The 26145-nt window shown below is 70.5% G+C and carries 23 protein-coding genes and 3 pseudogenes; 17 read left to right on the top strand and 9 right to left on the bottom strand.

The genetic code is table 11. The annotated features are described in order from the left end of the window. Positions 1–24: 24 nt before the first annotated feature. The 3 genes from H9L22_RS13850 to H9L22_RS13840 are packed head-to-tail and all read right to left on the bottom strand — an operon-like array spanning position 25 to position 3526. A complete protein-coding gene (locus tag H9L22_RS13850) occupies positions 25–771 on the bottom strand; it encodes a succinate dehydrogenase/fumarate reductase iron-sulfur subunit (RefSeq protein WP_187720434.1) in 747 nt (248 codons plus the stop codon). Next, a complete protein-coding gene (locus H9L22_RS13845) occupies positions 768–2792 on the bottom strand; it encodes a fumarate reductase/succinate dehydrogenase flavoprotein subunit (RefSeq protein ID WP_187720433.1) in 2025 nt (674 codons plus the stop codon). The genes H9L22_RS13850 and H9L22_RS13845 overlap by 4 nt, the downstream gene beginning before the upstream one ends. Continuing rightward, positions 2789–3526: a succinate dehydrogenase cytochrome b subunit gene (locus H9L22_RS13840; RefSeq protein WP_226965872.1), complete on the bottom strand. Its 738-nt coding sequence runs from the start codon at positions 3524–3526 to the stop codon at positions 2789–2791. Before H9L22_RS13840 ends, H9L22_RS13845 begins: the two co-directional genes overlap by 4 nt. A gap of 132 nt (positions 3527–3658) precedes the next feature. Here H9L22_RS13840 and H9L22_RS13835 point away from each other — a divergent pair. The 4 genes and pseudogenes from H9L22_RS13835 to H9L22_RS13820 all read left to right on the top strand — a co-directional run. After that, a pseudogene (locus H9L22_RS13835) lies at positions 3659–4334 on the top strand (IS630 family transposase); the annotation flags it as partial. Positions 4335–4349: 15 nt separating this feature from the next. After that, positions 4350–4739, top strand: a complete 390-nt coding sequence (locus H9L22_RS13830) for a DUF4143 domain-containing protein (RefSeq protein WP_226966326.1) — start codon at positions 4350–4352, stop codon at positions 4737–4739. Between the two features lie 41 nt (positions 4740–4780). Beyond that, positions 4781–5083, top strand: a complete 303-nt coding sequence (locus tag H9L22_RS13825; protein ID WP_320060547.1) for a type II toxin-antitoxin system Phd/YefM family antitoxin — start codon at positions 4781–4783, stop codon at positions 5081–5083. After that, positions 5080–5508, top strand: coding sequence for a type II toxin-antitoxin system VapC family toxin (locus H9L22_RS13820; protein ID WP_187720431.1), 429 nt, complete (start codon positions 5080–5082; stop codon positions 5506–5508). The genes H9L22_RS13825 and H9L22_RS13820 overlap by 4 nt, the downstream gene beginning before the upstream one ends. 28 nt (positions 5509–5536) lie before the next feature. On the opposite strand, the gene H9L22_RS13815 is transcribed toward H9L22_RS13820, so the two are convergent. Then, a complete protein-coding gene (locus H9L22_RS13815; protein WP_187720430.1) occupies positions 5537–6967 on the bottom strand; it encodes an XRE family transcriptional regulator in 1431 nt (476 codons plus the stop codon). 132 nt (positions 6968–7099) lie between these two features. On the opposite strand from H9L22_RS13815, the gene H9L22_RS19805 reads away from it, so the two are divergent. The 6 genes from H9L22_RS19805 to H9L22_RS13790 all read left to right on the top strand — a co-directional run bounded on the left by H9L22_RS19805 (position 7100) and on the right by H9L22_RS13790 (position 13082). After that, entirely contained in the window at positions 7100–7435 is a 336-nt protein-coding gene (locus tag H9L22_RS19805) for a hypothetical protein (protein ID WP_264292463.1), read from the top strand. A gap of 34 nt (positions 7436–7469) precedes the next feature. After that, a complete protein-coding gene (locus tag H9L22_RS13810; RefSeq protein WP_264292462.1) occupies positions 7470–8915 on the top strand; it encodes a phosphoenolpyruvate carboxykinase (GTP) in 1446 nt (481 codons plus the stop codon). Positions 8916–9026: 111 nt separating this feature from the next. Next, entirely contained in the window at positions 9027–9287 is a 261-nt protein-coding gene (locus H9L22_RS13805; RefSeq protein WP_187720429.1) for a type II toxin-antitoxin system Phd/YefM family antitoxin, read from the top strand. Then, on the top strand, positions 9284–9679 hold the full coding sequence (locus H9L22_RS13800) for a type II toxin-antitoxin system VapC family toxin (RefSeq protein ID WP_187720428.1): 396 nt from the start codon (positions 9284–9286) through the stop codon (positions 9677–9679). Before H9L22_RS13805 ends, H9L22_RS13800 begins: the two co-directional genes overlap by 4 nt. 279 nt (positions 9680–9958) lie before the next feature. Beyond that, positions 9959–12475, top strand: a complete 2517-nt coding sequence (locus H9L22_RS13795) for an MMPL family transporter (RefSeq protein ID WP_187720427.1) — start codon at positions 9959–9961, stop codon at positions 12473–12475. Between the two features lie 4 nt (positions 12476–12479). Continuing rightward, positions 12480–13082, top strand: coding sequence for a TetR/AcrR family transcriptional regulator (locus tag H9L22_RS13790; protein WP_187720426.1), 603 nt, complete (start codon positions 12480–12482; stop codon positions 13080–13082). 25 nt (positions 13083–13107) lie between these two features. Here H9L22_RS13790 and H9L22_RS13785 read toward each other — a convergent pair whose 3' ends face one another. Continuing rightward, entirely contained in the window at positions 13108–13968 is an 861-nt protein-coding gene (locus tag H9L22_RS13785; protein ID WP_226965870.1) for an exodeoxyribonuclease III, read from the bottom strand. Positions 13969–13978: 10 nt separating this feature from the next. After that, positions 13979–14257, bottom strand: coding sequence for an HIT family protein (locus tag H9L22_RS13780; RefSeq protein WP_264292630.1), 279 nt, complete (start codon positions 14255–14257; stop codon positions 13979–13981). A gap of 31 nt (positions 14258–14288) precedes the next feature. On the opposite strand from H9L22_RS13780, the pseudogene H9L22_RS13775 reads away from it, so the two are divergent. Continuing rightward, positions 14289–15369: pseudogene (locus tag H9L22_RS13775) on the top strand (IS630 family transposase). A gap of 596 nt (positions 15370–15965) precedes the next feature. On the opposite strand, the pseudogene H9L22_RS13770 reads toward H9L22_RS13775, so the two are convergent. The 3 genes and pseudogenes from H9L22_RS13770 to helR form a co-directional block, all read right to left on the bottom strand. Continuing rightward, positions 15966–16115 (bottom strand): annotated as a pseudogene (locus H9L22_RS13770) (toxin-antitoxin system HicB family antitoxin); the annotation flags it as partial. Beyond that, positions 16116–17465 (bottom strand): LssY C-terminal domain-containing protein, encoded by a 1350-nt coding sequence (locus tag H9L22_RS19055; RefSeq protein WP_226965869.1) that lies wholly within the window; start codon positions 17463–17465, stop codon positions 16116–16118. A gap of 29 nt (positions 17466–17494) precedes the next feature. Continuing rightward, positions 17495–19627: an RNA polymerase recycling motor ATPase HelR gene (gene helR, locus H9L22_RS13760; protein ID WP_187720423.1), complete on the bottom strand. Its 2133-nt coding sequence runs from the start codon at positions 19625–19627 to the stop codon at positions 17495–17497. Positions 19628–19848: 221 nt separating this feature from the next. Here helR and H9L22_RS13755 point away from each other — a divergent pair, with 221 nt between their 5' ends. From H9L22_RS13755 to H9L22_RS13730, 6 genes are all read left to right on the top strand, one after another. After that, on the top strand, positions 19849–20574 hold the full coding sequence (locus tag H9L22_RS13755; RefSeq protein WP_226965868.1) for an AzlC family ABC transporter permease: 726 nt from the start codon (positions 19849–19851) through the stop codon (positions 20572–20574). Continuing rightward, positions 20571–20885 (top strand): AzlD domain-containing protein, encoded by a 315-nt coding sequence (locus H9L22_RS13750; RefSeq protein WP_187720422.1) that lies wholly within the window; start codon positions 20571–20573, stop codon positions 20883–20885. Before H9L22_RS13755 ends, H9L22_RS13750 begins: the two co-directional genes overlap by 4 nt. Positions 20886–21086: 201 nt before the next feature. Next, positions 21087–22757, top strand: coding sequence for a TIGR04028 family ABC transporter substrate-binding protein (locus tag H9L22_RS13745; protein ID WP_187720421.1), 1671 nt, complete (start codon positions 21087–21089; stop codon positions 22755–22757). A gap of 40 nt (positions 22758–22797) precedes the next feature. Then, complete coding sequence (locus H9L22_RS13740; protein WP_226965867.1) at positions 22798–23727, top strand: ABC transporter permease; 930 nt, start codon at positions 22798–22800, stop codon at positions 23725–23727. After that, a complete protein-coding gene (locus H9L22_RS13735; RefSeq protein ID WP_187720420.1) occupies positions 23724–24530 on the top strand; it encodes an ABC transporter permease in 807 nt (268 codons plus the stop codon). The genes H9L22_RS13740 and H9L22_RS13735 overlap by 4 nt, the downstream gene beginning before the upstream one ends. Beyond that, complete coding sequence (locus H9L22_RS13730) at positions 24527–26137, top strand: dipeptide ABC transporter ATP-binding protein (protein WP_187720419.1); 1611 nt, start codon at positions 24527–24529, stop codon at positions 26135–26137. Before H9L22_RS13735 ends, H9L22_RS13730 begins: the two co-directional genes overlap by 4 nt. The last annotated feature ends 8 nt before the right edge of the window (positions 26138–26145 follow it).

The raw sequence follows: 26145 nt of genomic DNA, 5'->3' as shown, positions 1-26145 counted from the left end.
GTGCCTCAGCTGACCGGTGAGGGGTCACAGTCGGCGCCGGGTCCCCGCCAGGAAACGTTCGTGGTTGACCGCAGCGATCGCCGTCAGCGGGATCCCCGCCGGGCAGGCCTGTTCGCATTCGCCGTACAGGGAGCAGGGGCCGAACAGTTCGTCCAACTCCCCGACCAGCGCCTTCGCCCGGCGCGTGCGCTCCAGCGCCGGGAGGGGCAGCAGCGCGAGGTGTGTCAGCTTGGCGCCGGCGAACAGGTGGGCCGCGCCGTTGGGGCAGGCGGCGACGCAGGCGCCGCAGCCGATGCAGGCCGCGAAGTCGAGCGACGCCTCCGCCACGTCCTCCGGGACCGGGACGGTGTCCGCGTCCGGGGCGGTGCCGGCGTTGACGGCGACGTGCCCTCCTGCGCGGACGAGATCGTCCAAGGCACCCCGGTCGACGACCAGGTCGCGCAGCACGGGGAAGGTGGCAGAGCGCAGCGGCTCGATCCGGACGGTGGCGCCGTCGGGATAGCCGACGAGCCTCTGGTGGCAGCTCGGCACGTTGTCCTCCGGTCCGTGCACGGCGCCGTCGACGGTGACCCCGCAGGCCCCGCAGATGCCTTCGCGGCAGTCCGACTCGAACGCGACCGGGTCGTTGCCCGAGTCGATCAGCTGCTCGTTGAGCGCATCGAGGAGTTCGAGCACCGACAGGTGGGGCTCGACGCCGTCGATGTCGTGCCGCTCGAAGCGGCCCTCGGCGTCGCGATGGGCCTGCCGCCAGACTTCGATGGTCAGCTTCACGTGTAGCTCCTCGTGGCCAGGGGGACAGCGGTGAATGTCAGCGGCTCGGCGTGCCGGGTCAGGCGCAGCCCGCCGGCCGCGTCATCGGCGTCGACCTCCCAGGCCGACGCGAACGCCCACCGCTCGTCGTCTCGTCGGGCCTCGCCGGCGTCCTGGTATTCGCTGCGGAAGTGGGCACCGGCGCTCTCCTGCCGGTCGAGCGCGTCGACGGCCATCAGCTCGCCCAGCTCGAGGAAGTCGGCGATCCTGCCGGCCTTCTCGAGCGACTGGTTCAGCTCGGCGCCGGTGCCGGGGACGCGGACCTCGCGCCAGAACCGGCTCCGCAGCTCCCGGATCCCGTCGATCGCGGCGCGGAGCCCGTCCGCGGTTCGTTCAACCCCGACGTGCCGGTACATGAGTTCGCCCAGCTCGCGGTGGAAGTGCGACGGCGCACGCTCGCCTCCGACTGCCAGCAGCGCGTCGGTGCGGGCCGTCACCCGGGCGACGGCGTCGCGCACACACGCGTCGTCGGCCCCGGGCAGCCGGGTGCCGAGACGCCCGGACAGGTAGTTCGGGATGGAGAACGGCAGCGTGAACCAGCCGTCGACGCAGGCCGACAGCAGCGAGTTCGCGCCCAGCCGGTTCGCCCCGTGGTACGCCCAGCTTGCCTCGCCGCCGACGAAGAGGCCTGGGATGGAGGTCATCTGGTCGTAGTCGGACCACAGGCCACCCATCGTGAAGTGGGCGCCCGGCGCGATCCGCATCGGCACGCTGTACGGGTCCTCGCCGGTGGCGTGGTGGTACATGTCGAACAGGTTGCCGTAGCGGGCTGCGATGACGTCGCGGCCGTGTGCCTGCAGCGCGTCGGAGAAGTCGAGGTAGACGGAGTTACGCAGAGGCCCCACGCCGCGACCGGCGTCGATCTGCTCCTTGGCGGCCCGCGAGGAGATATCGCGGGGCGAAAGGTTCCCGAACGACGGGTACTTCCGCTCCAGGTAGTAGTCGCGCTCGTCCTCGGGGATGTCGGCGGGCGCACGGTCGTCGCCCGCACGCTTCGGCACCCAGATCCGGCCGTCGTTGCGCAGCGATTCGGACATCAGGATCGTCTTCGACTGCCAGTGCGACGAGATCGGCAGCGCCGTCGGATGGAACTGCACGAACGACGCGTGCGACAGGTAGGCCCCGGCCCGCACCGCCCGCCAGACGGCGGTCGCGTTGGAGTTCATCGCGAGCGTCGAATGGAAGTAGATGGAGCCGTAGCCGCCCGTGGCGAGCACGACGGCGTGCGCCGGCTGCGCCCACACCTGGCCCGTGACGAGGTCGCGGACGACGACGCCGCGGCACTCGCCGTCGTCGACGATGAGGTCGAGCATCTCGGTGCGCTCGTGCAGGGAGACGGTGCCGCGGGCCACCTGCCGCTGCAGCGCCTGTGCGCCGGCGATCTGCAACTGCTGGCCGGTCTGGCCTCGCGTGTAGTAGGTGCGGGAGACCTGGACCCCGCCGAAGGAGCGCGTGGCGAGCATGCCGCCGTACTCGCGGGCGAAGGGCGCGCCGATCGCGTTCATGTGGTCGATCACGCGGACCGACTCCTGCGCCAGCCGGTACGCCTCCGCCTCACGGGCGCGGAAGTCGCCACCCTTGACGGTGTCGACAACGAAGCGGTGTAGCGAGTCGCCGTCGACCTTGCGGCCGCGGGCGGCGTTGATGCCACCCTGCGCGGCGACGGAGTGCGCCCTCCGGGGGGAGTCGTGGTACGTGAAGGCGTGGACGTTGTAGCCGAGCTCGCCCAGCGCCGCGGCGACGCCCGCGCCGGCCAGGCCGGTACCGACGACCGCGACGGTGAACTTCTTCGTGTTCAGCGGGCTGACCAGGCGGTATGCGGAGCGGCGGCGTTCCCAGGCGGTGGCCGGGTCGCCGTCCGGGACCCCGCCGTCGAGACGCCGGCCCACGCGGACGCCGTCGACCTTCGCGCGGGGCGCCCGCCAGGCGGACTCGGGGGCCGGTGCGGCGTCGGGCTTGGTGCGGCGGTGCAGCCAGTTCATGCGATCACTCCGAGCTGGACGAGGATGGGGATCGCGCCGTTGCCGAGCAGGACGGCGAGCGCCAGCAGACCGCCGACGGCGACCAGTGCCGCCCGCCAGCGGCGCCCCATGACGCCGAGGTCTGCCGCCATGGTGGTGAACCCCTTGGCGAGGTGGACCGACAGCAGCACCATGATCGCGACGTAGAACGTGGCCGACCAGGGCCGCTGGAAGCTGGCGACGAGGTTCGCGTAGGCGTCGGCGTGTACGTAGGTCGACGCGGCGATCGGCTGGGTGCCTAGCGTCAGGTCGAGCAGGTGGATGACCAGGAAGGCGAGGACGCCGATGCCCGTGACGGGCATCAGCCAGGCGCCGACGGAGCGGGCGCCGCGGATCCTGGCCCGGTGGGGCCCGCGGGCACGTCTGGCGCGGGCCCACAGCAGCGCGGCACACCCGACGTGGACCACCAGGCCGACGACGAGCGCGACCCGCAGCGCCCAGAGGACGGACTCCTCTGGCAGCAGCGGGTAGAACGCCACCCGCAGCCACGCCGAGTAGCCGTTGAAGGCCTCCGCGCCGGCGAAGATCTTGAGGTTGCCGAAGAGATGGACCGCGACGAAGAAGGCCCACAGCGCACCGGAGACGGCCATCGCGGTCTTGAGCCCCCAGGAGGGCAGGCGGTGTGGCTCACGCCGTCGGGTCGGTCGGGACGGCGGGCCGACCTGAATCGTGTGTGGTGTGGAGTTGACGCTCATAGGGGGTTCCTCCTGTATCGACCCTAGCCGAGGAGGAATGGGCGTCCGGAGGCGGGGTGCCCGACGCGCGTGGTCCGCCTCGCTAGTGGCGTGTCGGTGATGTAACTTTACGGTTGCGTGGGACAATTGGGCATGGCGAACAGGACAGCCCCGGCACTGGTGTTACGTGAAGGCGATAGGGGCGAGTTGGAGCGGTTGACCCGGGCGGCGACGGTGATGGCCTCCACGGCACAGCGGGCGCGGATCGTGTTGCTGGCCGCTGACGGGGTCGGGAACCAGGTGATCGCCGACACGGTGGGGGTGTCGAGGCCGACGGTGAACCTGTGGCGGGACCGCTACGCCGAGCGCGGTCTTCAGGGTTTGGCTGATGAGCGCCGCCCGGGGCGACCCCGCCGGGTCGACCGGGTTGCGATCCTCGCCGCGACTCTGGACCCGCCTCCGGCCAGCCTGGGGGTGACGCACTGGTCGTCTCGGCTGCTGGCGCCGCGTGTGGGGGTCGACCATGCCACCGTCGCGGCGGTGTGGAAGGAGTTCGGGGTCCGCCCGTGGAAGGCGGAGTCCTTCAGGTTCTCCACCGATCCGGAGCTGGTGGCCAAGGTCACCGACGTGGTGGGCCTGTATCTCGGCCCCGCCGGACAACGCGATCGTGTTGTGCGTGGATGAGAAGTCGCAGATCCAGGCGTTGAACCGGACTCAGAAGACACTGCCGATGGCGCCGGGCCATGCGGAGCAGCGCACCCATGACTACGTCCGGCACGGCACCACCACCCTGTTCGCGGCGTTGGAGGTCGCCACCGGGAAGGTTACCGGCCAGCGTTGAAGGCTGAAAGACAGTAGCGTAGAGAGTCGGGAGACAAGCGACGCCCTGCTGAGCCCGCGCGGCGCGTTCATGGCGGGCCCTCTGTTCGAGTCCCTTGTGACGCTGACGGTCCGGGTTGCAGCTCAGGTCCACCGCGCCCGGATCGGGCACCTGCGCACATCGCGAGGGGACAGGGAGATCGATCTTGTCGTCGAGGGACTGGACGGCCAGGTCGTCGCGATAGAGGTCAAGCTGTCTGCGACGGTGGGGGATGCCGACGTTCGCCACCTGCTATGGCTTCGAGACCAGATGCCCGACGATGTCGCGGACCTGGTGGTCGTCACCACCGGTAAGTACGCCTACCGCAGACCAGACGGGGTGGCCGTGATTCCCCTTGGGCTTCTGGGAGCGTGACGGATCACGACCGGAAACCGTAGGTACAGATATGTACAAGCATGTACGATTGCGCCATGTCGAGAATCAGCGTGAGCACTGCACGCCAGACCCTTCCGGAGCAGCTCGACCGTGTCGAGGCCGGCGAGGAGGTGTCGATCACCAGGCACGGCCGGGTGGTCGCCGTCCTGGTTCGTCCGGACGTGCTCAAAGCGCGCCGTGCGTCGAAGGTATGGGATGAGGCTGAGCGGATCGCGGGCCTCCTGGACTCGACCCGCAGCGAGCCGATGCAGCGCCCCGTCATCTCGCCCGAGCGGGCGGAGGAGCTCGTTGATGCGGTCCGTGACGCACGGTCCGGCCGATGACACTCCTCACTGCTTTCGACGCTGATGTGCTCATCTACGCGGCAGCCGATGGTCACCCTCTTGGGGTGCCTGTGGCCTCGTTGTTCGCCGTCGAAGGTGAGGGGCCCGTCGGCATCGGCTCAGTCCTGCTCCTGCCAGAGGTGCTGACCAAGCCGCTGAGGGAAGACCCCGACTCCGCCGAGGTCAAGGCGCTGGCCGGCCTCCTCGGTCGGCTGGAGCTTCGCCCGGTGGACGAGGCGACGGCGCGACTCGCCGTCGCGCTGGCCGTCACCTACAGACTACGGGCGGCGGACGCGGTACATCTGGCCACTGCCGTCGCGTCAGGTGCTGACCGGTTCCTCACCAACAATCGCAGGGACTTTGCCACCACGATCGACGAGATCGACGTCGTGTACCCGGAGGATCTGGCCAACGCCCAGACGTGAGGTGCCGTCGGTGGGCCACGCCGACGGCTCAGTCGTGCGCGTGCGCCTCCAGGAACTCGTAGAGTTCGCGATCGTCCACACCCGGATAGGTCCCCTGCGGCAGGGGAGCGAACAGGTGGGTCCGCACCCTGGGGGACGCCCACCCCTGCCCCCTCCAGCGCTCCGAGAGCCCATCCTCCGGCCTGCGGCAGCATCGCGCGTCTGGGCACGTCGATACCTCGCGCTGCTGTGATTCGCGCCCCCGGAACCACTTCGACTCGGCATAGGGCACGCCCAGTGTGATGGAGAACTCCGCCGTTGCGCCGGTCCCGGTCTGCGTCGACTCGAAGAAGGTGCCGGCAGGCGTGTCCGTGTACTGGTAGTGCTCGCTGGTGCGGGTGGCACGCGCGAACGCCTTTCGCGCGCTCCAGTGGCGGCAGACCACCTCGCCCTCCGTCGAACCGGTCGCGTCCTGGGGCAGCGGAAGACCGTCGTTCTCATAGGCACCCACGACGGTGCCGTCGCCGTTGACCCGCAGGTAGTGAAGCGTGATCCCCAGGTAGTGGGTGGCCAGGTTGGTGAACCGCAGCGCCGCGCCCTCGTGGGTGACCCCGAAGGTGTCGCGGAAGTCCTCGATCGCGATGTTGCGCTCCCGCTTCGCGCGCTCCAGGAAGTCGACGGAGGCGGCGCGGGGCATCAGGCACGCCGCGGCGAAGTAGCTGGCCTCGAGGCGCTGGCGGAGGAAGTCGGCGTAGTCGGCCGGCGCCTCATGCTCGAGCACGGTGTTGGCCATGGCCTGCAGCGCCAGCGATCGCAGCCCGTGTCCGCCGGGGATGGAGGCCGGCGGGATGTAGATGCGGCCGTGCTCGAGGTCCACGACGGCACGCGCCGAGTGGGGGAGGTCGTCGGTGTGCACGATGGTCAGCCCCACCCGCTTGGCCATCTCCGCGACCGTGCGGTGGGTCAGGGCGCCAGACGTGTGCCGCACTGCCTTGGTTGCCTGCTCCGCGATCAGCTCGATCTCAGGCAGGTGGTTGTTCCGCTCCCGCATCGTCGTCCGGTGCTGGGTGTTGGCTCGCCGCGCCTCCTCAGGCGTTGAGATGGCCATCCGGGCGCGCCTGTCGAGTTCGCGGTGCAGGCCGACGATCGTCTTCAGCGTCGCGTCGGACATCGCCCGCGAAGGGCGCAGGAGGGGCAGGCCGAGCTCCCGGTACGCAGGGGCGGCCTGGGCCTTCTCGAGTTCGATCTCAAGCGCGGCCCGCGGCGACGGGGGCTCGGCGGCCAGCAGATCCGAGGCGGTCACGCTCAGGGCTGCTGCGATGGCCTCCAGCAGCGACAGGCGGGGTTCGCGGTGGCCGTTCTCCACCATGGACAGCTGGCTGGGAGCCGTCCCCGTGATCTCTCCCAGTTCTTCCAGCGTCAGGCCGGCCTTGGTGCGGAAATGCCGGATGCGCCGCCCCAGCGTGGAGAGATCTGCCATGCAGTTCACCATACGCGAAGAACTGCCGAAGTTCACAGCAATCTGACCAGTAGAACCCCGGGTCCCCTTCCGTATGGTGAAGCCACAAGCTCATCCCGCACCGAAGCGACACCCACAAGGTTGGAGAATCTCATGACCGCCACCGCCACGTTCACCCGCCACGCACCCGATAACGCCGACTCCCGCATCGTCGAGTGGGTGGATTCGATCGCCGAGCTGACCCAGCCGGAGCGCATCCTCTGGTGCGACGGCTCCGCCGAGGAGCGCCAGCGGATGCTCGACGAGTCCGTGGCGGCAGGCACCCTCATCAAGCTCAACCCCGCCAAGCGCCCCAACAGCTACCTGGCCCGCTCCAACCCGAGCGACGTGGCCCGGGTGGAGTCCCGGACCTTCATCTGCTCAGAGCGCGAGGATGACGCCGGCCCCACCAACAACTGGGCCCGCCGTCGGAGATGCGCGAGACCTTGAGCGGCCTGTTCCGGGGGCGATGCGTGGGCGCACCATGTACGTCGTCCCGTTCTCCATGGGGCCGGTGGGGAGCCCTCTCGCCCGCCTCGGGGTCCAGGTCACCGACTCGCCCTACGTCGTGATCAGCACCGGCATCATGACCCGGATGGGCGCCGCCGCGCTTGCGCAGATCGGCCCGCGCACGGAGTGGGTCCCGGCGGTGCACTCCGTCGGCGCGCCTCTGCTGCCCGGCGAGGAGGACGTGGTCTGGCCGTGCAACGAGACCAAGTACATCGTTCACTACCCGGAGAGCCGCGAGATCTGGTCCTTCGGCTCGGCCTACGGGGGCAACGCCATCCTCGCCAAGAAGGGGTTCGCGCTGCGTATCGCCTCGAAGATCGGCGAGGAGGAGGGGTGGTTGGCCGCCCACATGCTCCTGCTCAAGGCGACGAACCCCGAGGGCCGCACGTTCCATGTGGCCGCCGGGTTCCCCAGCGCCTGCGGCAAGACGAACTTCGCGATGCTGCGTCCCTCCATCCCCGGCTGGACGGTCGAGACCATCGGCGACGACATCGCCTGGATGGCGCAGGGCCCCGACGGCCGATTGCGGGCCATCAACCCTGAGGCCGGCTTCTTCGGGGTGGCTCCCGGCACCGGTCACTCCACCAACCCCACCGCGATCGCGACGATCGAGAGCGACACCGTCTTCACCAACGTCGCCCTCACCGACGACGGCGACGTCTGGTGGGAGGGCCTCACGGACGAGGCGCCGTCGCACCTGACCGACTGGCAGGGCCGCGACTGGACCCCCGACTCCGAAACCCCGGCGGCGCATCCCAACTCGCGCTTCACCGTCGCCGCCCACTTGTGCCCGTCGATCGCGGACACGTGGGATGACCCGGCAGGCGTGCCGATCGACGCCATCATCTTCGGCGGGCGACGCGCCACCAACGTCCCGCTCGTGGCGCAGGCCAGGGACTGGGAGCACGGCGTCTACATGGGTGCGACGCTCGCCTCGGAGCGCACGGCCGCCGCCGAGGGAACCCTCGGCGAGCTGCGCCGCGACCCGTTCGCGATGCTGCCCTTCTCCGGCACCCACATGGCGGACCACTGGCAGCACTGGCTCATCGTCGGCGAGAGGCTCGGCGAGACGGGCAACGCGCCGCAGATCTTCCAGGTCAACTGGTTCCGCCGGGGCGAGGACGGCCGCTTCCTGTGGCCCGGGTTCTCCGAGAACTCCCGCGCCCTCGCATGGATCACCGAGCGCATCGAGGGGAAGACCTCGGCGATGGAGTCGCCGTACGGTCTGGTGCCTGTCCATGCAGCGATCGACTACCAGGCTGCGGGCGTGAGCGACGAGGACTGGGACGCGCTCTTCGCGATCGACGCCGCCGCCTTGAGCGCCGAGGCCGACGACACCGACGTCTTCCTCGCCCGCATGGGCACCAAGGTGCCATCGGCCGTGAGGCGGCAGCACGAGGAGTTCCGCTCCCGGCTCTGACCCCGCGACCGGCGCGTGGTCAGGTCATCGGAACGCACGGGCGTCCCTCCGTGGAGGGGCGCCCGCTGCGCTGATCCGGGCGACTGTGGCGATAGTGCTACAGTTACGCACATGTCGACCGTCGCCTCCCGGGACCTCCGCAACCACACCCGCTCAGTCCTGGACCGCGTCGCTGCTGGGGACGTCGTCACCGTGACGGTGAATGGGGAGCCGGTTGCCGAGATCCGGAGCCCCACGAGGCGCAGGCCGGTCGCAATGAAGCGCTCCGACCTGATCGACCTGGTGCACGCCCAGCGGGTAGACGTCACCCTTGAGGCGGACCTCGGGTGGATCTCCGCGGGTTCCACGGAAGACCTCGGGCCCATCAGGTGAGCGCCGGTCTGCTGGACACCAGCGTGTGGATCGCTGGGGAAGTGGGTCGGCTACTCGACACCGCCGCGCTTCCCGATGAGGCGTACGTCTGCGTCGTGACGCTCGCCGAGCTTCAGGCGGGCGTGTTGGCGGCGCCCGACACGCGGACGCGCGTGGCCAGGCTGGCCACCGTCGAGAGACTCGCCGGCCTGGAGCCGCTGGCGGTAGACGGGGCGGTGGCCAGGCAGTGGGCGTCGCTGCGGGTGCAGCTGCACGAGGCCGGTCGATCAATGGGGATCAATGATCTGTGGATCGCGGCCGTGGCGCTGGCCAACGGACTGCCGGTGGTCACTCAGGACTCGGGGTTCGACGTGCTCGGTGAGCTGGGCGCTCTCGAGGTGATCCGCGTGTAGCTGTCAGCGGGCTCAGGGCACGCAGAACGGCAACCGAATGCTCAATGGGCAAATTTGCCTAATGGGCAATAAGGCACCTACTGTGGGGACGTCTCCGTCATCGACCGAAGGGCCCCGCATGTCCGCCTTCCTCTACCGCCTCGGCAGGACGGCGGCCACCCGGCCGTTGGCTTTCCTCGCGGCCTGGCTGCTCGTCATCGCTGCCGTGGTCGGCCTGCTCCTCACGCAGACCCCGTCCATCTCCTCGCGCCTCACCCTCGACGACGCCCCGCGCAGCTGGTGCTGGACGAGGTCACCGCGGCGCTCCCCGAGGCGGGTGGCACGCAGGGAACCCTCGTCTTCTCCGCCGACGACGGCGGGCGCGTGGACAGCCCTGACCGCGCCGACGCGATCTCCCGATCGCTCGACGCGGCCGTCGGCACCGGCATCGTCCTTGACCGGGATGCCCGGCTGGAGGAGCAGCGCGCCGAGGTGGAGACCACCGTCCGCGCGACCGTCGAGGGCAAGGTGGCCGACGAGGTCCGTGCCCAGCTCAAGTCGTTGATCACCGCCCTCGAAGGGGCAGTCCCCAGCGGGGCACCCGCCGCGTCGCCGGCGCAACAGGAATCAATGGCGGCGCTCGGCGCGCGGCTGAACGAGGTCACGACGACCGCCCGCGCCCTCGTCGCCGCCCCTGACCAGCAGCTCATCGCCGAGTCCGGCGCGTTCTTCGCCGAGGTCGGGCAGCTGCGGGCCGAGCTGCAGGCCATGGGCGTCCCCGTCGACGGGTTCCCGGCTCCCGAGCCGGGCATGACCGACCCTGCCGCGGCCGTCGATGACGCGGCCATGGCCGCCACTGACGAGGCCCTTGGCCGCCTGGACGGACTCCTGGACGGCACGTCGCCGGGCGGAACCTCACTGGTGGCCTCCGACGGGGAGCGTCGGACGGTCGTCGTCTCGGACGACGGCACCGTCGCCATCGCCTCCATCCAGCTCACCGAGCAGATCTCCGATCTCCCCGAGGGCAGCCTCGACGACCTGCTTTCCGCCGTCGACGGAGAGGTCGCGGGGAAGGGCCTCGCGGTGGCCGCGAGCAGCGCCCTTCAGCCGATGGAGCCACCCATCGGCGGGAGCGAGGCCATCGGCCTCGCCATCGCCGCCGTCGTGCTGCTTCTGACCCTCGGCTCGCTCACGCTGGCCGGCCTGCCCATCCTGCTCGCCCTGGTCGGCGTGTTCATCGGGGTGGGCGGCGCCTACGCGCTGTCCGCGAACTTCGAGATGACCACCTCCACGCCGGCGCTCGGGCTGATGCTGGGCCTGGCCGTGGGGATCGACTACGCCCTCTTCATCATCCACAAGCACAGCTCCCTGCGGGCCAGGCTGGGGCTCGACGCCGTCGAGGTCACCGCCCGCGCCGTCGCCACCGCCGGAGGCGCCGTCCTGTTCGCCGGGCTCACTGTCGTCATCGCGCTCCTCGGGCTGCTGACGCTCGGCATGGGGTTCGTCTCCACGATGGCGGTCACGGCAGCCGTCACCGTCATCCTGGCCATCGCCCTGTCGCTGACCGCGCTACCGGCCCTGCTGGGACTGCTCGGGCGCGGGCGTCGGGCACGCACCCAGCCGGTGCGCGCCCACCGCGGCCACGAGCACTCCCGGTTCGGCCGGATGGCCAAGCGCTGGGTAGAGGCCGTCACCGCGCGCCCGATCCTCACGATCGTGCTCATCGTCCTGGGCCTGGGCGCCCTGTCGCTGCCGGCCGCGCAGATGCAGCTCGGCATGCCGTCGGGGGCGGTGGCCGCGCCCGGCTCGGATCAGCGGGTCGCCTACGACTCGGTGACCCACGCCCTCGGGGAGGGGGCGAACGCGCCGCTCATCGTCGCGCTGACGCCGTCGGATGCGGCCGCTGTGGATCAGGACCGCCTGGAGGCCTGGCAGTCCGAGCTCGCCACGCACGAGACGGCTGCCAACGTCCAGCTGATGGGGACCTCCGAGGACCGCTCGCTCGTGCTCTACACCGTCGTCCCGGACGCCGGGCCCACCGATGAGAGCACGGCCGATCTGGTCACCGCAGTGCGCGCCGCCGAACTCGACGGGGTTGAGCGGATCGGCGTCACGGGGCTCACCGCCATCAACATCGACCTGTCCGAGTCGCTCGCAGAGGCCATTCCCGTCTACCTCTCCCTCGTGGCCGCTTTGTCGCTGATCGTGCTGCTCGTGGTGTTCCGGTCCGTGGTGGTGCCGCTGGCCGCCACCGCCGGCTTCCTCCTGTCCATCGGCGCCACCATGGGGCTCGTCGTGACGGCCTTCGGCAATCCCAGCTTCACCTGGCTCGTGGGGGTGGATCGGGCCGGTCCGGTACTGAGCTTCCTGCCGATCATGGCCACCGGCATCCTCTACGGCCTGGCGATGGACTACCAGGTGTTCCTCGGCACGTCGATCCGCGAGGCCTACGTGCACGGCGAGACCGCGCGGCTGGCCGTGGTGGACGGCTTCCATCACGCGAGCCGGGTCGTCGTCGCGGCGGCCATCATCATGGTCTCCGTCTTCGGTGGCTTCGTCCTCAGCGAGGATTCCATGATCCGGCAGTTCGGCTTCGCGCTCGCCGTCGGCATCCTCATCGACGCCTTCGTCATCCGTATGGCGCTCATCCCGGCGGTGCTGCACCTGGCCGGGGACCACGCCTGGTGGCTGCCGGGTTGGCTGGACCGGATCCTCCCCGAGGTTGACGTCGAGGGCACGCGTCTAGAGGTGGCCGACGCGGTGGTGGAGGACGCCCCACGCGAGGAGGCGCCCGTCGGGGCCGGGGTGGGACACTGAACCCATGGCACCCGGACTACGCGACGCGAAGCGCACCGCCGTGGCGCAGCGGCTCGCCGCCACCGCCTTCGACCAGGTGCGCGAGCGCGGGTTCGGCGAGGTGACGGTGGACGACGTGGTGACCGAGGCGGAGGTGTCGCGGCGGACGTTCTCCAACTACTACTCGTGCAAGGAGGCGGCGGTCGCGGCGGTGGTCGTGCACCGGGTGGAGGCGGCGCTGCGCGAGTGGCAGCCGCCCACCGCGGCCGATCCCCTCACGTTGGTCAGCGACCTGGTTGACCACCAGATCCGGGTGGGTGCCTTCGGGTCGCTGACCGAGGTCGCGGCGCTTGCTGTCGGGCATCCCCAGCTGGTGCCCTTCGTCCGGGAGGCTCAGTGGCAGCTCTGGGTGGCGGTGGGGGACAGGGTCCTCGACGTGCTGCCCGGGGCGGGCGACGACGACGTGGAGACGGTCCGGTTGGCCGTCGGCGCCCTGTTCGGGATTGTCAGCGCCAGCCTGATCGGCTCGGGCGACCGGTCGGGGGCCGGCAACCTCCGGGGAGCCGTGCACCGGGGGATCGCGCGGCTCGGGACCGGCCTCGGCCGGCCCGCAGCCTCGGAGGGATGAGCCCCGAACCGGCGCCGTCGTCGCGTCAGTCCTTCGATTGAGGCAGCCTCGTCCGGCCACCCCGTTTCGGGTTCGACGGCGGGGGCACGACGGGGCCGATGCCGCCGTCGGGGGCCTCATCGAGGTCGACGATGACCGGCGCGTGGTCGCTGGGCAGCTTGCCCTTCCGGGCAGCCCGGTCCACCCAGGCGGCCGTGACCCGGTCCGCCACCGGCTGCGACGCCAGCACCAGGTCGATCCGCATTCCCAGATCCTGGTGGAACATTCCGGCGCGGTAGTCCCAGTAGGAGAACACGCGTTCGCGCTCCGGCCAGCGGGCCCGCACGACGTCGACCAGCCCGAAGGCTTCCAGCCGCTGCCGCTCGGGTCCGGTCACGTGGGTGTGGCCGAGGTAGGCGGCGGGATCGAACACGTCGGCGTCGGCGGGCGCGACGTTCATGTCCCCGCACAGCGCCACGTCCGGCGGTCCCGCGGCAACCGCGGCCGCCAGGGCGTCGAACCAGTCGAGTTTGATGGCGTAGTGGTCCGAGCCCACCTCGCGGCCGTTGGGCACGTACAGGCTGTGGATGCGCACGCCGCCGCAGGTGGCGCTGATGGCCCGGGCCTCAGTGACGCCCCCGTACCGGGGCTGGCCGGGAAAGTCCCGCTCGACGGCGGACAGCCCGACGCGGGACAGCAACGCAACGCCGTTGAACCCGCCGTACCCGTGGTGCGCGGCCTCGTAGCCCAGCTCCGCGAGGGGGCCCGCCAAGAGCTCACCGAAGGTGGCGTCGGTGAGTTTGGTCTCCTGGAGGCAGACGACGTCCGGCTTGCGTTCCTCCAGCCAGGGCAGCAGTCGGGGCATCCTCTGCTTGGCGGAGTTGACGTTCCAGGTGGCGATCCTCACGCCCGCGAGGCTACCCGCCCGACGCCTCCGGAGGGGCCGCGAGGGCCTCGCGCAGCCGGGCGGCGTAGGCCGCCTGCTCGCCTTCGGTGTATCGGGTCCGGGGCCAGAAGAACCCGCGCAGGCCGTCACCCCTCGTCCGCGGCACCACGTGCACATGCAGGTGGGGGACGGACTGGCTGACCACCGTGTTGATGGCGGTGAAAGATCCCTGGGCACCGTACGCGGTCGTGACAGCGGCGGCGACCCGCTGGACGACGGCGAACAGGGGCGCTAGTGGCGTGTCGGTGATGTAACTTTACGGTTGCGTGGGACAATTGGGCATGGCGAACAGGACAGCCCCGGCACTGGTGTTACGTGAAGGCGATCGGGGCGAGTTGGAGCGCCTGACCCGGGCGGCGACGGTGATGGCCCCCACGGCACAGCGGGCGCGGATCGTGTTGCTGGCCGCTGACGGGGTCGGGAACCAGGTGATCGCCGACACGGTGGGGGTGTCGAGGCCGACGGTGAACCTGTGGCGGGACCGCTACGCCGAGCGCGGTCTTCAGGGTTTGGCTGATGAGCGCCGCCCGGGGCGACCCCGCCGGGTCGACCGGGTTGCGATCCTCGCCGCGACTCTGGACCCGCCTCCGGCCAGCCTGGGGGTGACGCACTGGTCGTCTCGGCTGCTGGCGCCGCGTGTGGGGGTCGACCATGCCACCGTCGCGGCGGTGTGGAAGGAGTTCGGGGTCCGCCCGTGGAAGGCGGAGTCCTTCAGGTTCTCCACCGATCCGGAGCTGGTGGCCAAGGTCACCGACGTGGTGGGCCTGTATCTCGGCCCCGCCGGACAACGCGATCGTGTTGTGCGTGGATGAGAAGTCGCAGATCCAGGCGTTGAACCGGACTCAGAAGACACTGCCGATGGCGCCGGGCCATGCGGAGCAGCGCACCCATGACTACGTCCGGCACGGCACCACCACCCTGTTCGCGGCGTTGGAGGTCGCCACCGGGAAGGTTACCGGCCTGTGTAAGGACCGGCGCCGGCATCAGGAGTTCCTTGGGTTCCTCAAGCATGTGGCGCGTGCCTACCCGACCCAGGAGCTGCATTTGGTGATGGACAACTACGCCACTCACAAGAAGGCCGAGGTCCGTGACTGGCTCGCCGCGAACCCACGGATCACCGTGCACTTCACCCCGACCTCCGGATCGTGGCTGAACCTGATCGAGGTCTGGTTCGGGATCATCGAACGCCAAGCCATCCGGCGCGGGACCTTCACCTCGGTCCGCGACCTCACAGGCAAGATCCGCACCTTCATCAACGGTTGGAACCGACGCAAACAAGCATTCATGTGGACCAAAATTCCCGACCAGATTCTTGACCGAATAGACCGGAAACGTAAACATGTCTCAACGACAGGCCACTAGTACCCACTGAAAGCAAGACGAACACTGAATGGCATGCTTCCGGCGAGACCCAAGAGGAGGCACGGTAGGAGTCAGGAGGCACGGTAGGAGTCGTCGGGCGAGAAGGGGAACCGCCGAGGCCACGAGAAGCGCCCCAATAGCCCAAGGAAGAGCCCGAGTTGTGAGAATCAACCCAAGAGTGTCCGGGGCGTATGACATGATGATTCGGACCCACACCGGGAAAGCAGTACCTATCAGGTACCCAACCAGAGCCAATAGTCCCTGAGAGCTCCGGAGATTGGTGTACATTGTTCATCCCTATCAATAATGTAGCCCGTAATGCTGCAGACGTCGAGCAAACACGGCCCACTGGGCACAGTCTGTACTACCGTCCGTAGTTCCGGCAAGGGTCGAAAGTTTGACCGCCCGCTGGATCCCCACTGGCGCCCTTCTTCTGCTGCTCACGGCCACTGTCTCGCGTCGCGCTCGGCGGCCCACGCGACTGTCCCCGTAGTGCTCGCCATCAGTACCGCCAGCACCGCCGAGGCCAGAAGCGTCTACGGCCGTTTCGGGCTGATTCGGGAGGGCTGTTTACGCTTGCCGGGGCAGGAGGTCTGTCAGGAGGCTTCGGACAGGCGCCGCACAACGTACTGGTTGAGGCTCATGTGCTCTTCCGCCGCTTCTGTCGCCAGCCTGCGGTGAAGGCCTTGCCCGACCCGCAGATTGCACTTGCCCGAGAAGTTCCGTTCCGAAAACGGCTCTGGCACCTACCGTCTCGCGTCGCCCTCGGCGACCCACGCGCGTGCCGCCGTCCCGCTCACCATCAGCAGCGCCATCACCGACAGCGCCGCCGTCCCCAGCGTCAACAGCCTGGCCGCGCCCAGTGGCACGGGCTCCAGCAGCGAAAAGACGGCGTCGGCGGTCAGCAGCACCATGAACAGCGTGCGCGCCCAGCGACGCCGGGCCAGCGTCAGCAGCCACAGCGCCAGATAGGCGATCGGCACCAGCGCCACCAGCGACGCGATGCCGAGGGCCAGCTCGTGCGACGCGCCCGCCCCGCGGACGGCCGCCAGCACCGTCGGATAGAGCGTGACCGTCTGGACGGTCCGCAGAAGCGAGATGAGTCCGGCGAACAGCAGTCCCGCCGGAGGGATGTGGTGCTTCTCGATGCCGACGTCGACCACCGCGGTCAGGCCCGGCAGATCGGGCCGCGAGTCGCCCTCGACGAACGCAGAGGTGTCAACGATGGGAAGGTCACCGTCGGTGTGGATCGCGTCGCCGCCGCCGTTGCGGGCGTGATAGGCCGTGAAGAACTTGTCGATCGTCCGGACGGGGAGGTCAGGCTCGGCGTAGCGGATGGTGTCGATGATGTAGTCGCGCTCGGCGTCGATGTCGGGATCGATCTTGTGGGTCACCTGCGCGGTGAACAGCGACAGCCCGACGGAGCGGTCGTAGGTGCCGGCCGCCAGCCAGTCCACCTTCAGGCCGCCCGGCAGCAGCCAGCCGTCAGGCACCTTCCAGAAGCGGACGTGGTGCCGCTTCGACGCGTCGCCGCCCACCTCCTGCTGGTAGGTGAAGTCCTGCCGCCGCCCGAACAGCATCAGGTTGGAGACGGGAGCCTCCTTGTATGTGCGACGAAGGAGCGTGGAGGCGATCATCCGCAGGCTCGAGCCGATGGTGATCTCGTCGGCCATCGACCAGCCGGCGGCGCGCATCGCGGCGTGCACGTCGACCTCGTCGCCGTCGAAGGCAAGGTTGACGGGGTCGCCGAGCAGCCCGTCTGCGGTGCGGGTGCGGCCGATGAAGTAGTTGGGCACGTACAACTCGGTGAACACCTGGTGCAGGCGGGGCAGCAGCAGGTAGGCGACCAGGCCGTAGAACCCGAGGACGGGGATGATGCTGGTCCATGTGAGCTGGAAGCTGGCCATCAGGAAGCGCCCGGCCAGCCACCCGGCACAGCCGAGCGCGATGAGAATGAACACGGCATCCACCGCGCCGGCGTTGCGGTGGGGCCGCGGGACGACGGGCGGCCGAGGGGTCGCACGATAGACGGGCACGGGCAACGATGACACCGGCCGGCCCTCGTCCGGGCCGGCCCCGTCCTGCTGCTGGTCCACCTCAACCTCCCCCGAATCTGACGTCGAGATTATCGGACCGGCAGCGGCCACGCCCCGAGCAGGGCCAGCGTTCCTGTGGCCCTGGTCATCGCCACGTACCTGTCGACCGCCCCCGTGATCCCGCCGCCGAACTGCCCGGGCCGCACCAGCACCACGAGGTCGAACTCCAGCCCCTTCGCCGTCACCGGGGTCAGGACGCTCACGCGCTCCCGCGGCGTGACGCCGTCGGCCCCGATGACGCAGGCGATGCCCTCGGCGTGCGCGGCCAGCCAGCCGTCGAGCAGACCTGGAAGGTCGGCCGGCTCGCCGCGCAGCACGCGTCCGCCTGTCTCGCGGATGGAGGTCGGCACATTGGCGTCGGGCAGGGCCGTGCGGATCTCCGCCTCCGCGACGGCCATCACCTCGGCCGGGGTCCGGTAGTTGACGGTGAGTCGGGCCACCCGCGCGTCACCCAGGCCCACCCGGGAGAGCCGCTCGGCCCACGACTCCGGGAACCCCTCCCGGGCCTGCGCCCGGTCCCCGACGACGGTCAGACTCCGCGACGGGCAGCGCGCCAGCAGCATCCGCCACTGGGCATCCGTCAGCTCCTGGGCCTCGTCGACGATGACGTGCGCGAACGGCCCTGCCAGCGGGTCGACGTCCGGCCGGTCCAGGGGCTCGAGCAGGGCGCCGGCGAGGTCGTCGCCGCGCAGCATCTTCATCACCTGCATCTCGGTGGAATCGGAGGCGATCAGGTCGGCGGCCACCCGCTCCCGCTCCTCGGCCTCGACGGCGAGCGCCGCCCGCTCCCGACGGCGCCGCGCCGGGCCAGCCGGGTCGCCGATCCGGCGGCGGGCCGCGTCGAGCAGCGGCAGGTCGGCCGTCGTCCACATGGCTCCCTCGTCCCGGCGCAGCGCCGCCCGCTCATCGGGGGTCAGCCCCGGGGCGGCGAGCCGCAGGAACGCCGGGACGGACCACAGGTCGGAGACAAGCTCGGCAGGATCGAGCACCGGCCAGGTCTCCCCGAACACGTCGCGCAGTTCCTCGGCCCCCTCCAGCCAGGCCCGGAGCGCGTCGCGGTCGACCTCCTCCGGGTCGACCTGATCGCAGGCCGCCTCCAGCAGCGCGTCCCACACCTGGTCGCGCGCGTCGTTGTGCGGGGCGCCCGGCTCGTGTGACGCCAGCGCCTCCGTCCAGTCCTCGACGGTGAGGGTGAGGGCACCCCAGGGGGTGTCGAGCTCCGTGTCCTCGACGGGCGGCTCCTCGTAGAACCGGACGGCGGCGTCGACGATCGGCTCCTGGTCCAGCCGCGCCTTGAGCCGCGCCACCCCCGGATTGGGCTCCTCGACGGCGGACGCCCCCTCGACGACCAGGTCGCGCAACGTGCACATCGCGACCCTGTCCTCACCCAGGCTGGGCAGCACGTCGTCGGCGTAGTCGAGGTACTGCCGGCCGGGCCCCACGAACAGCACCCCGCCGCTTCCCTGCGCGACCCGGGCGTCGGCGTACATGAGGAACGCGGCGCGGTGCAGCGCCACCACGGTCTTGCCGGTGCCGGGCCCGCCGTCGACGACGAGCGGCCCCCGGGCGTGCGCCCGGATGACGGCGTCCTGGTCGGCGGCGATGGTGGCCAGCACGTCGCGCATCCTGGGCGAGCGGCTCGCGCCGAGCCCTGCGATGAAGGCCGACTGGTCGTCGAGCGCGGCGCCCGGCACGTCGTCGGCGAACGCCTCGTCCCAGTAGTCGACGACGCGGCCGTCGGCCCAGCGGTAGCGGCGGCGGCTGGCCAGGCCCTGCGGCTCGGCGAGCGTGGCGGCGAAGAACGGGGCGGCCGCTTCCGTGCGCCAGTCGACCAGGAGTTGCGCGCCGTCGGCATCCAGCAGCCCGGAACGCCCGACGTAGGTGACGGCGCCGTCGACGCCCACCATGCGGCCGAGGCACAGGTCGACGCCGTAGCGCTCCAGCAGCCGCAGCTGCGCCGCAACCCGCCGGATCTGGATGTCGCGTTCGACGGCGTACTGGCCGAGGCCGGCGGCCGAGCGCCGTAGCTCGTCGAGCTGCGTGGTCAGCTCGTGGCGCCGGACGGCGAGCCGCTCGGCGACGCGGCCGAGGTGGGCGTCGTCGGCAGAGACGAGGGCCGGGGCGGCTTTGGGGGAGGTGGTGCGGAGGGAGAAGACGGACATCAGGGCGGCTCCAGGGGGCGCTTGTCGGTCGGGAGCGACGATTGTGCACCCTCTGGGGGCCTTGCGGCAAGGGGGTGGGCGGGGCATAGTCTGGAAGTCTCCGGTTCCTGAGGAGCGAGCGCCAGCGAGCGTCTCGAAGGACCGCCCCCTTCCGTTTCACCATCCGGGACCTGTGCGCCCCCTCCTGCGGCCCGCGGGTATAAAGAACGGGTGATCGACCAGTGACCAGCCCAGCCTCTCAGGCCGCGACGTCGACACCCCCGACCGACGAGGCCGTGCGCTCCGCCGTCCGCCAGGGGATCTCCGTCGGCCTCGCCACCGGGGCCTATGGCATCTCCTTCGGCGCCCTCTCCGTCGCCAGCGGGCTGACCCTTTGGCAGACGTGCGTACTCAGCCTGCTGATGTTCACCGGCGGCAGCCAGTTCGCGTTCATCGGCGTGATCGGCGGCGGGGGAGCGGGCCCCGCGGCCGCCGCGACCGCGCTGCTGCTCGGCGTCCGCAACTCCCTCTACAGCCTGCAGATGGCGCCGCTGCTGCACCTGCGCGGCGCCAGGAGGGTCGCCGCGGCGCAGGTGACGATCGACGAATCCGTGGCCGTCTCCCTGGCCCAGCCGGATCCGGCCTCGCGGCGGGTCGGCTTCTGGGCCGCCGGGATCGGCGTGTTCGTGTTCTGGAACCTGGCGACGCTGGGCGGCGCGCTGCTCGGCGACGTGCTCGGCGACCCCGCCCGCTGGGGACTCGACGGCGCCGCCGCGGCCGCGTTCGTCGGCCTCCTGTGGCCGCGGCTCCGGCAGCGGCAGGCGCAGGCGATCGGCGTGGTGGCCGCCGTCGTCGCGGTCGTCGCCGTCCCACTGGCGCCTGCGGGGGTCCCGATCCTCGCCGCCGGTGCTGCCGCCGCGCTCGTCGCGCTCCTCACCCACCGTCCTGGCGGGGAGGAGACGGCATGAGCCTCTGGTTCTGGATCCTCGTCGCCGCGTTCGGCGCCCTTACGCAGAAGCTGATCGGCTACTTCGTCGCGCCCGACCTGCTGGAGCGACCCCGCGTGGCGGACACGGCCTCCGCCATCACCGTCGGGTTGCTGTCTGCGCTCGTGATCACGCAGACGTTCGCGTCGGGGACCTCGCTGGTGCTCGACGCCAGGGTCGCCTCCGTCGCGGTGGCGGCCGTCGCGCTGTGGCTGCGGGCCCCGTTCATCCTGGTGGTCGTGCTCGGCGCGGTGACCGCGTCGGGGCTGCGTGCCGCGGGCCTCGCCGCCTGACGTCTCCGCCTGACATCTCCGGGCGTTCCGGCACCGCCAAACGCCGTGTGAAAGCGCTTCGACGAGCGGTTCATTCCCGTGTTACAGCGTGTGGCAGCGTGTTGCACAACATTTCACGCGGGCTTGGATCGGCGTTTTTCGGCTCCTCAGACTGCTCTCATCCGGCCACCCGGGCCGGGCACCTGAGTCCCAGGAGTCTTCATGACACAGTCCAAGTGGGTGCGTGGCCTGACCACGCTGCTCGTCACATCCGTTGCGGCCGCCCTGCTTGCCTCCTGCGGCGCCGCCACCCCGGGCACCGACCCGACCACCCCCGCTGCGTCCGGTGAGCCGGCGCCCGGCGGCGCCCTCACCTACCTCGAGCCGCAGACGTGGAACACGCTGTATCCGCCGTCGGCCGGCTTCTATCCCAACGGCGGCATCGTCAACAACATCACCGACCGCCTCCTCTATCAGAACCCCGAGACCCTCGAGCTGGAGCCGTGGATCGCCACGGCGCTGCCCGTGGTCAACGAGGACGCCACCGAGTACACGTTCACGATCCGCGACGACGTCACCTACTCCGACGGCACGAAGCTGACGGCGGAGAACGTCGTCAAGAACTTCGACCTGTTCGGCAAGGGCGACAAGGACCGGACGCTGTCCGTCTCGGAGGCCATCAACAACTACGAGTCCGGCGAGGTCGTCGACGCCACCACCGTGAAGTTCCACTTCAAGGCGTCGGCCCCCGGCTTCGCGCAGGCCGTGTCGACCATCAACTCGGGCCTACTGTCCGACGCGACCCTCGACAAGGACGCCGACGGCTTCGGCCCCGGCCAGGCCGCCACGATCATCGGCAGCGGCCCGTTCGTCATCGAGAAGGAGGACATCGGCACGCAGCTCGTCGTCAAGGCCCGCGACGACTACGACTGGGCGCCGCCGTCGCTGGAGCACCAGGGTCCTGCCTACCTCGACCAGATCAGCTACGTCGTCGCCGGCGAGAACAGCGTCCGCATCGGCTCGCTGACGGCCGGTCAGGCCGACATCGCCCGCCAGGTCGAGGCGCCGGACGAGGCAGTGGTCAAGGGAGCGGGGCTGCCGATCGTCAGCCGCCCCACCAACGGAGTCACCAACTCGCTTGCTCTGCGCTTCGGGCACCCGCTGCTGACCGACATCCACGTGCGTGAGGCCATCTTCTCCGCCATCGACCGCGAGGCCATCCTCGAGGCCCTGTTCACCGAGTCGTACCCGCTGGCCACGTCGTCGCTGGCGAAGGGTGCCCGCGGCTACAAGGACCAGTCGGCCGCCCTCGTCTACGACCAGGCCAAGGCCACCAGCCTCCTCGACGAGGCCGGCTGGGTCGTCGGGAGCGACGGCATCCGGGAGAAGGACGGCGAGCGCCTGGCGCTCACCTTCAACATCGCCCTGCCGCAGCCCCGCTCCGCCGACGTCGTGACGATCATCCAGGACCAGCTCCGCCAGGTCGGCATCGAGGTCTCGACCATCTCCGGCGACCAGGCCGCCCAGACAGCCGCGGCGAACGACATCAACCAGGTGCAGGTGTACCACTCGATGGTCGCCCGCGCCGACTACGACGTCATCAAGAGCCAGTACCACTCGGCCAACCGCAACGTGCTGCAGAACCTCAGCTCGGCCACCGGCGAGATCACGGATCCGGAGCTCGACCGGCTGCTCGAGGCCGTCGCCTCCTCCCCGAAGGATGAGGACCGCGCGGCCGCCAGCGGCGCGGTGCAGGACTACCTGACGGCCAACTTCTACGTGCTGCCGCTGTTCGAGGAGCCGCAGGTCTACGGCTTGCAGACCTACGTCCAGGGCTTCACCACGGAGTCCGTCGCCCGGCCGAGCTTCTACTCGGTCTGGCTGAACAAGTGATCGACGCGGCGGGGCCAGGCATGAGGGAGGTGAACCGCACGTGGCTGTCCTGAAGCGCATCGCCCAGGCGCTGCTGGTGATCCTGCTGGCCTTCACGGCCACCTTCATCCTCATGCAGGCCCTGCCCGGCGACGGGGTGCTGGCCCGGTACCAGAACCCCGAACTCGGGCTCACCCCCGAGCAGATCGAGGAACTGCGCCGCGTCTACGGCGTCGACCAGCCGGTCTGGGTGCAGTACCTGACCAGCATCGGCAACTACATCGCCGGCAACTTCGGCACGTCGATGCAGTCCGGCGCCCGCGTCGCCGACCTCATCGTGACGGCGCTGCCCCAGACGCTGGTGCTGGCCTCCACCGGCTTCGCGCTGGCGGTCGTCGTCGCCGTCGTGATCGCCTTCCTGGCCTCGTTCCCGCCGTTCGGCCGGCTCCGCGGCTTCATCCGCACCCTGCCGCCGCTGTTCGTGTCCGTGCCCGCCTTCTGGGTCGGCATCCTGCTGATCCAGGTGTTCTCCTTCGGGCTGGGGTGGGTGCGCGTCATCGGCGCCACCGGCCTCGAGGCCCTGATCCTGCCCGCGATCACGATCAGCGTGCCGATCTCGGCCCCGCTCAGCCAGGTGCTGATCCGCAGCCTCGACGAGGTGCAGGAGGCCCCGTTCGTGGACGTCGTCCGCTCCCGCGGCGCCAGCGAATGGTGGCTGCTGGTGCGCAACGTCGCCAAGAACGCGCTGCTTCCGACCATCACCATCGCCGGCCTGCTGTTCGGCGAACTGGTGGCGGGCGCCGTCGTCACGGAGGCCGTCTTCGGCCGCGCCGGCATCGGCACCCTGACGGAGCAGGCGGTCGCCAACCGCGACCTGCCCGTCATCCAGGCCGTCGTGCTGCTCGCCGCCGTCGGCTTCGTCACCATCAACCTGATCGTCGACCTGCTCTACCCGGTCATCGATCCCCGGCTGCGGAGGGAGGCGGCATGATCAAGCGCGAACTGCTGCGGCCCGGGGCGCTGGTGGCCCTCCTGATCCTGCTCATCGTGCTCGTGTGGGCGGTGTTCCCCGGCCTGTTCACCGGCTTCGACCCGATCTCCGGCTCGGCGAAGGAAGCACTGAAGCCGCCGTCGGCGCTCCACTGGTTCGGCACCGACGCGACGGGCCGCGACCTGTACGCCCGCGTCGTCCACGGCGCCCGACACTCGCTGAGCGCGGGTGCCGCCGCGGTCGGGATCGGCTTCGTGGTGGGCACGCTGCTCGGCGTCATCGCCGGAGCCCGCCCCGGCATCGTCGACGACATCATCATGCGTCTCGTCGACGTCCTGCTGGCCATCCCCGGCCTGCTGCTGTCGCTGTCGGTGGTGATCCTGCTCGGCTTCGGCACCACCAACGCGGCGATCGCCGTCGGCCTGACCTCCATCGCCACCTTCGCCCGCCTGGCGCGCTCCCGCGTCGTCAGCGTCAGCACCTCGGACTTCGTCGAGGCCGCGTACGGTTCGGGCGGAACCTTCTGGTCGGTGCTGGGCCGCCACGTGCTGCCCAACTCGATGGGCCCGGTCATCGCCCTGATCGCCCTGCAGTTCGGCAGCGCCATCCTGCAGATCGCCACCCTCGGCTTCCTCGGCTACGGCGCCCCGCCGCCCACGCCCGAGTGGGGTCTCCTGATCGCCGAGGGCCGCAACTACATGGCCACCGGCTGGTGGCTCACGACCCTGCCGGGTCTGGTGGTCGTCGCCGTCGTGCTCTCGACCAACCGACTCAGCAACGCCATCCGAGAGGTGACCCGATGAGCGCCCCCATCCTCACCGTCGACGGGCTCACCGTCGACTACACCACCCACGAGGGCTCCCGCCGCGCCGTCGACGGCGTCTCCCTGGAGATCGCCGCCGGCGAAGTGCTCGGCGTCGTCGGTGAGTCAGGCTCCGGCAAGTCGACCATCGCGCAGACCATCATCGGGCTGCAGGCCGCCAACGCGCGCATCGTCGGCGGCTCCGTGAAGCTGGGCGACCTCGACCTGCTCGCCTCCGGCCGCCGCACCTGGCGGCAGGTCCGCGGCACCCGGATCGCGCTGGTCCCGCAGGACCCGAACAACTCGCTCAACCCGCTGCGGACGGTGGGGGCCAGCATCGCCGAGCCGCTGCTGCTGCACGGCGCCTCCCCGAAGGCGGTGCAGGGGCGGGTGCTGGAACTGCTGGAGCTCGTCGGGATCCCCGACCCGCCGCGGCGCGCCGCCCAGTACCCGCACGAGCTGTCCGGGGGCATGCGCCAGCGCGTCCTGATCGCGGCGGCCGTCGCGCTCGAGCCCGAGCTGATCATCGCCGACGAGCCGACCAGCGCCCTCGACGTCACCGTCCAGCGCCGCATCCTCGACCTCATCGACGAGCTGCGGCTGCGCACCAACACGTCGGTGCTGCTCATCACGCACGACGTCGGCGTCGCGGGCGAGCGAGCGGACCGTCTCCTCGTGATGCGGCAGGGACGGATGGAGGAGGTCGGGCCGACGGCCCGGGTCATCACGAGCCCCGAACGTGACTACACGCGCCAGCTGATCTCCGACGTGCCCTCCTTCAGCGTCCGGACCCGCGAGACGGTCGTCGTCCCCGAGGAGACCGCGCCCCTGGTTGAGGTGACGGGCCTCGTCCGTGAGTTCTCCCGCGGCCGCCAGGAAGAGCCGTTCCGCGCCGTCGACGACGTGAGCTTCACCGTCGCCCCCGGCACCACACACGCCATCGTGGGCGAGTCGGGCTCCGGCAAGACCACCACGGGCCGCATCCTCGTCGGCCTCGACCACCCGACGGCCGGGTCGGTCCGCGTCGGCGACCGGGAGATCCGGAGCGTCCGTGGGGCCAGGGCCCGCGAGCAGCGCCGCGCGGTGCAGCTCGTCTACCAGAACCCGTTCGGCTCGCTCGACCCCCGGCAGCACGTCGGCTCGATCATCGAGGAGCCCCTGCGCAACTTCCGCATCGGCGCCTCCGCGGCCGAGCGGAAGGCGAAGGTCCGCGAGATCCTCGACGCCGTCGCGCTGCCGGAGCAGTACGCCACCCGGCTGCCGCGCGAGCTGTCCGGCGGGCAGCGGCAGCGGGTCGCGATCGCCCGCGCCCTGGTGATCGAGCCGCAGCTTGTCGTCCTCGACGAGGCCGTCTCCGCCCTCGACGTCACCGTCCAGGCGCAGATCCTGGAGCTGCTCGACCGGCTGCAGCGTGAGCGGGGCCTCACGTATGTGTTCATCTCGCACGACCTGGCGGTCGTCAGGCAGATCTCCGACACCGTTTCGGTGCTGAAGGAGGGTGTCCAGGTGGAGGCCGGCGCCACCGAGGACGTCTTCCGCCGCCCCCGCCACGACTACACCCAGGCGTTGCTCGACGCCATCCCCGGCCGCCTCTACGCGACCATCTGACCCAGGAG

This window comes from Tessaracoccus defluvii (assembly GCF_014489575.1).
Lineage (GTDB): Bacteria > Actinomycetota > Actinomycetes > Propionibacteriales > Propionibacteriaceae > Arachnia > Arachnia defluvii.
Note: the sequence above shows the minus strand (reverse complement) of the source record. Positions and strands in the feature narration are given on the sequence as shown.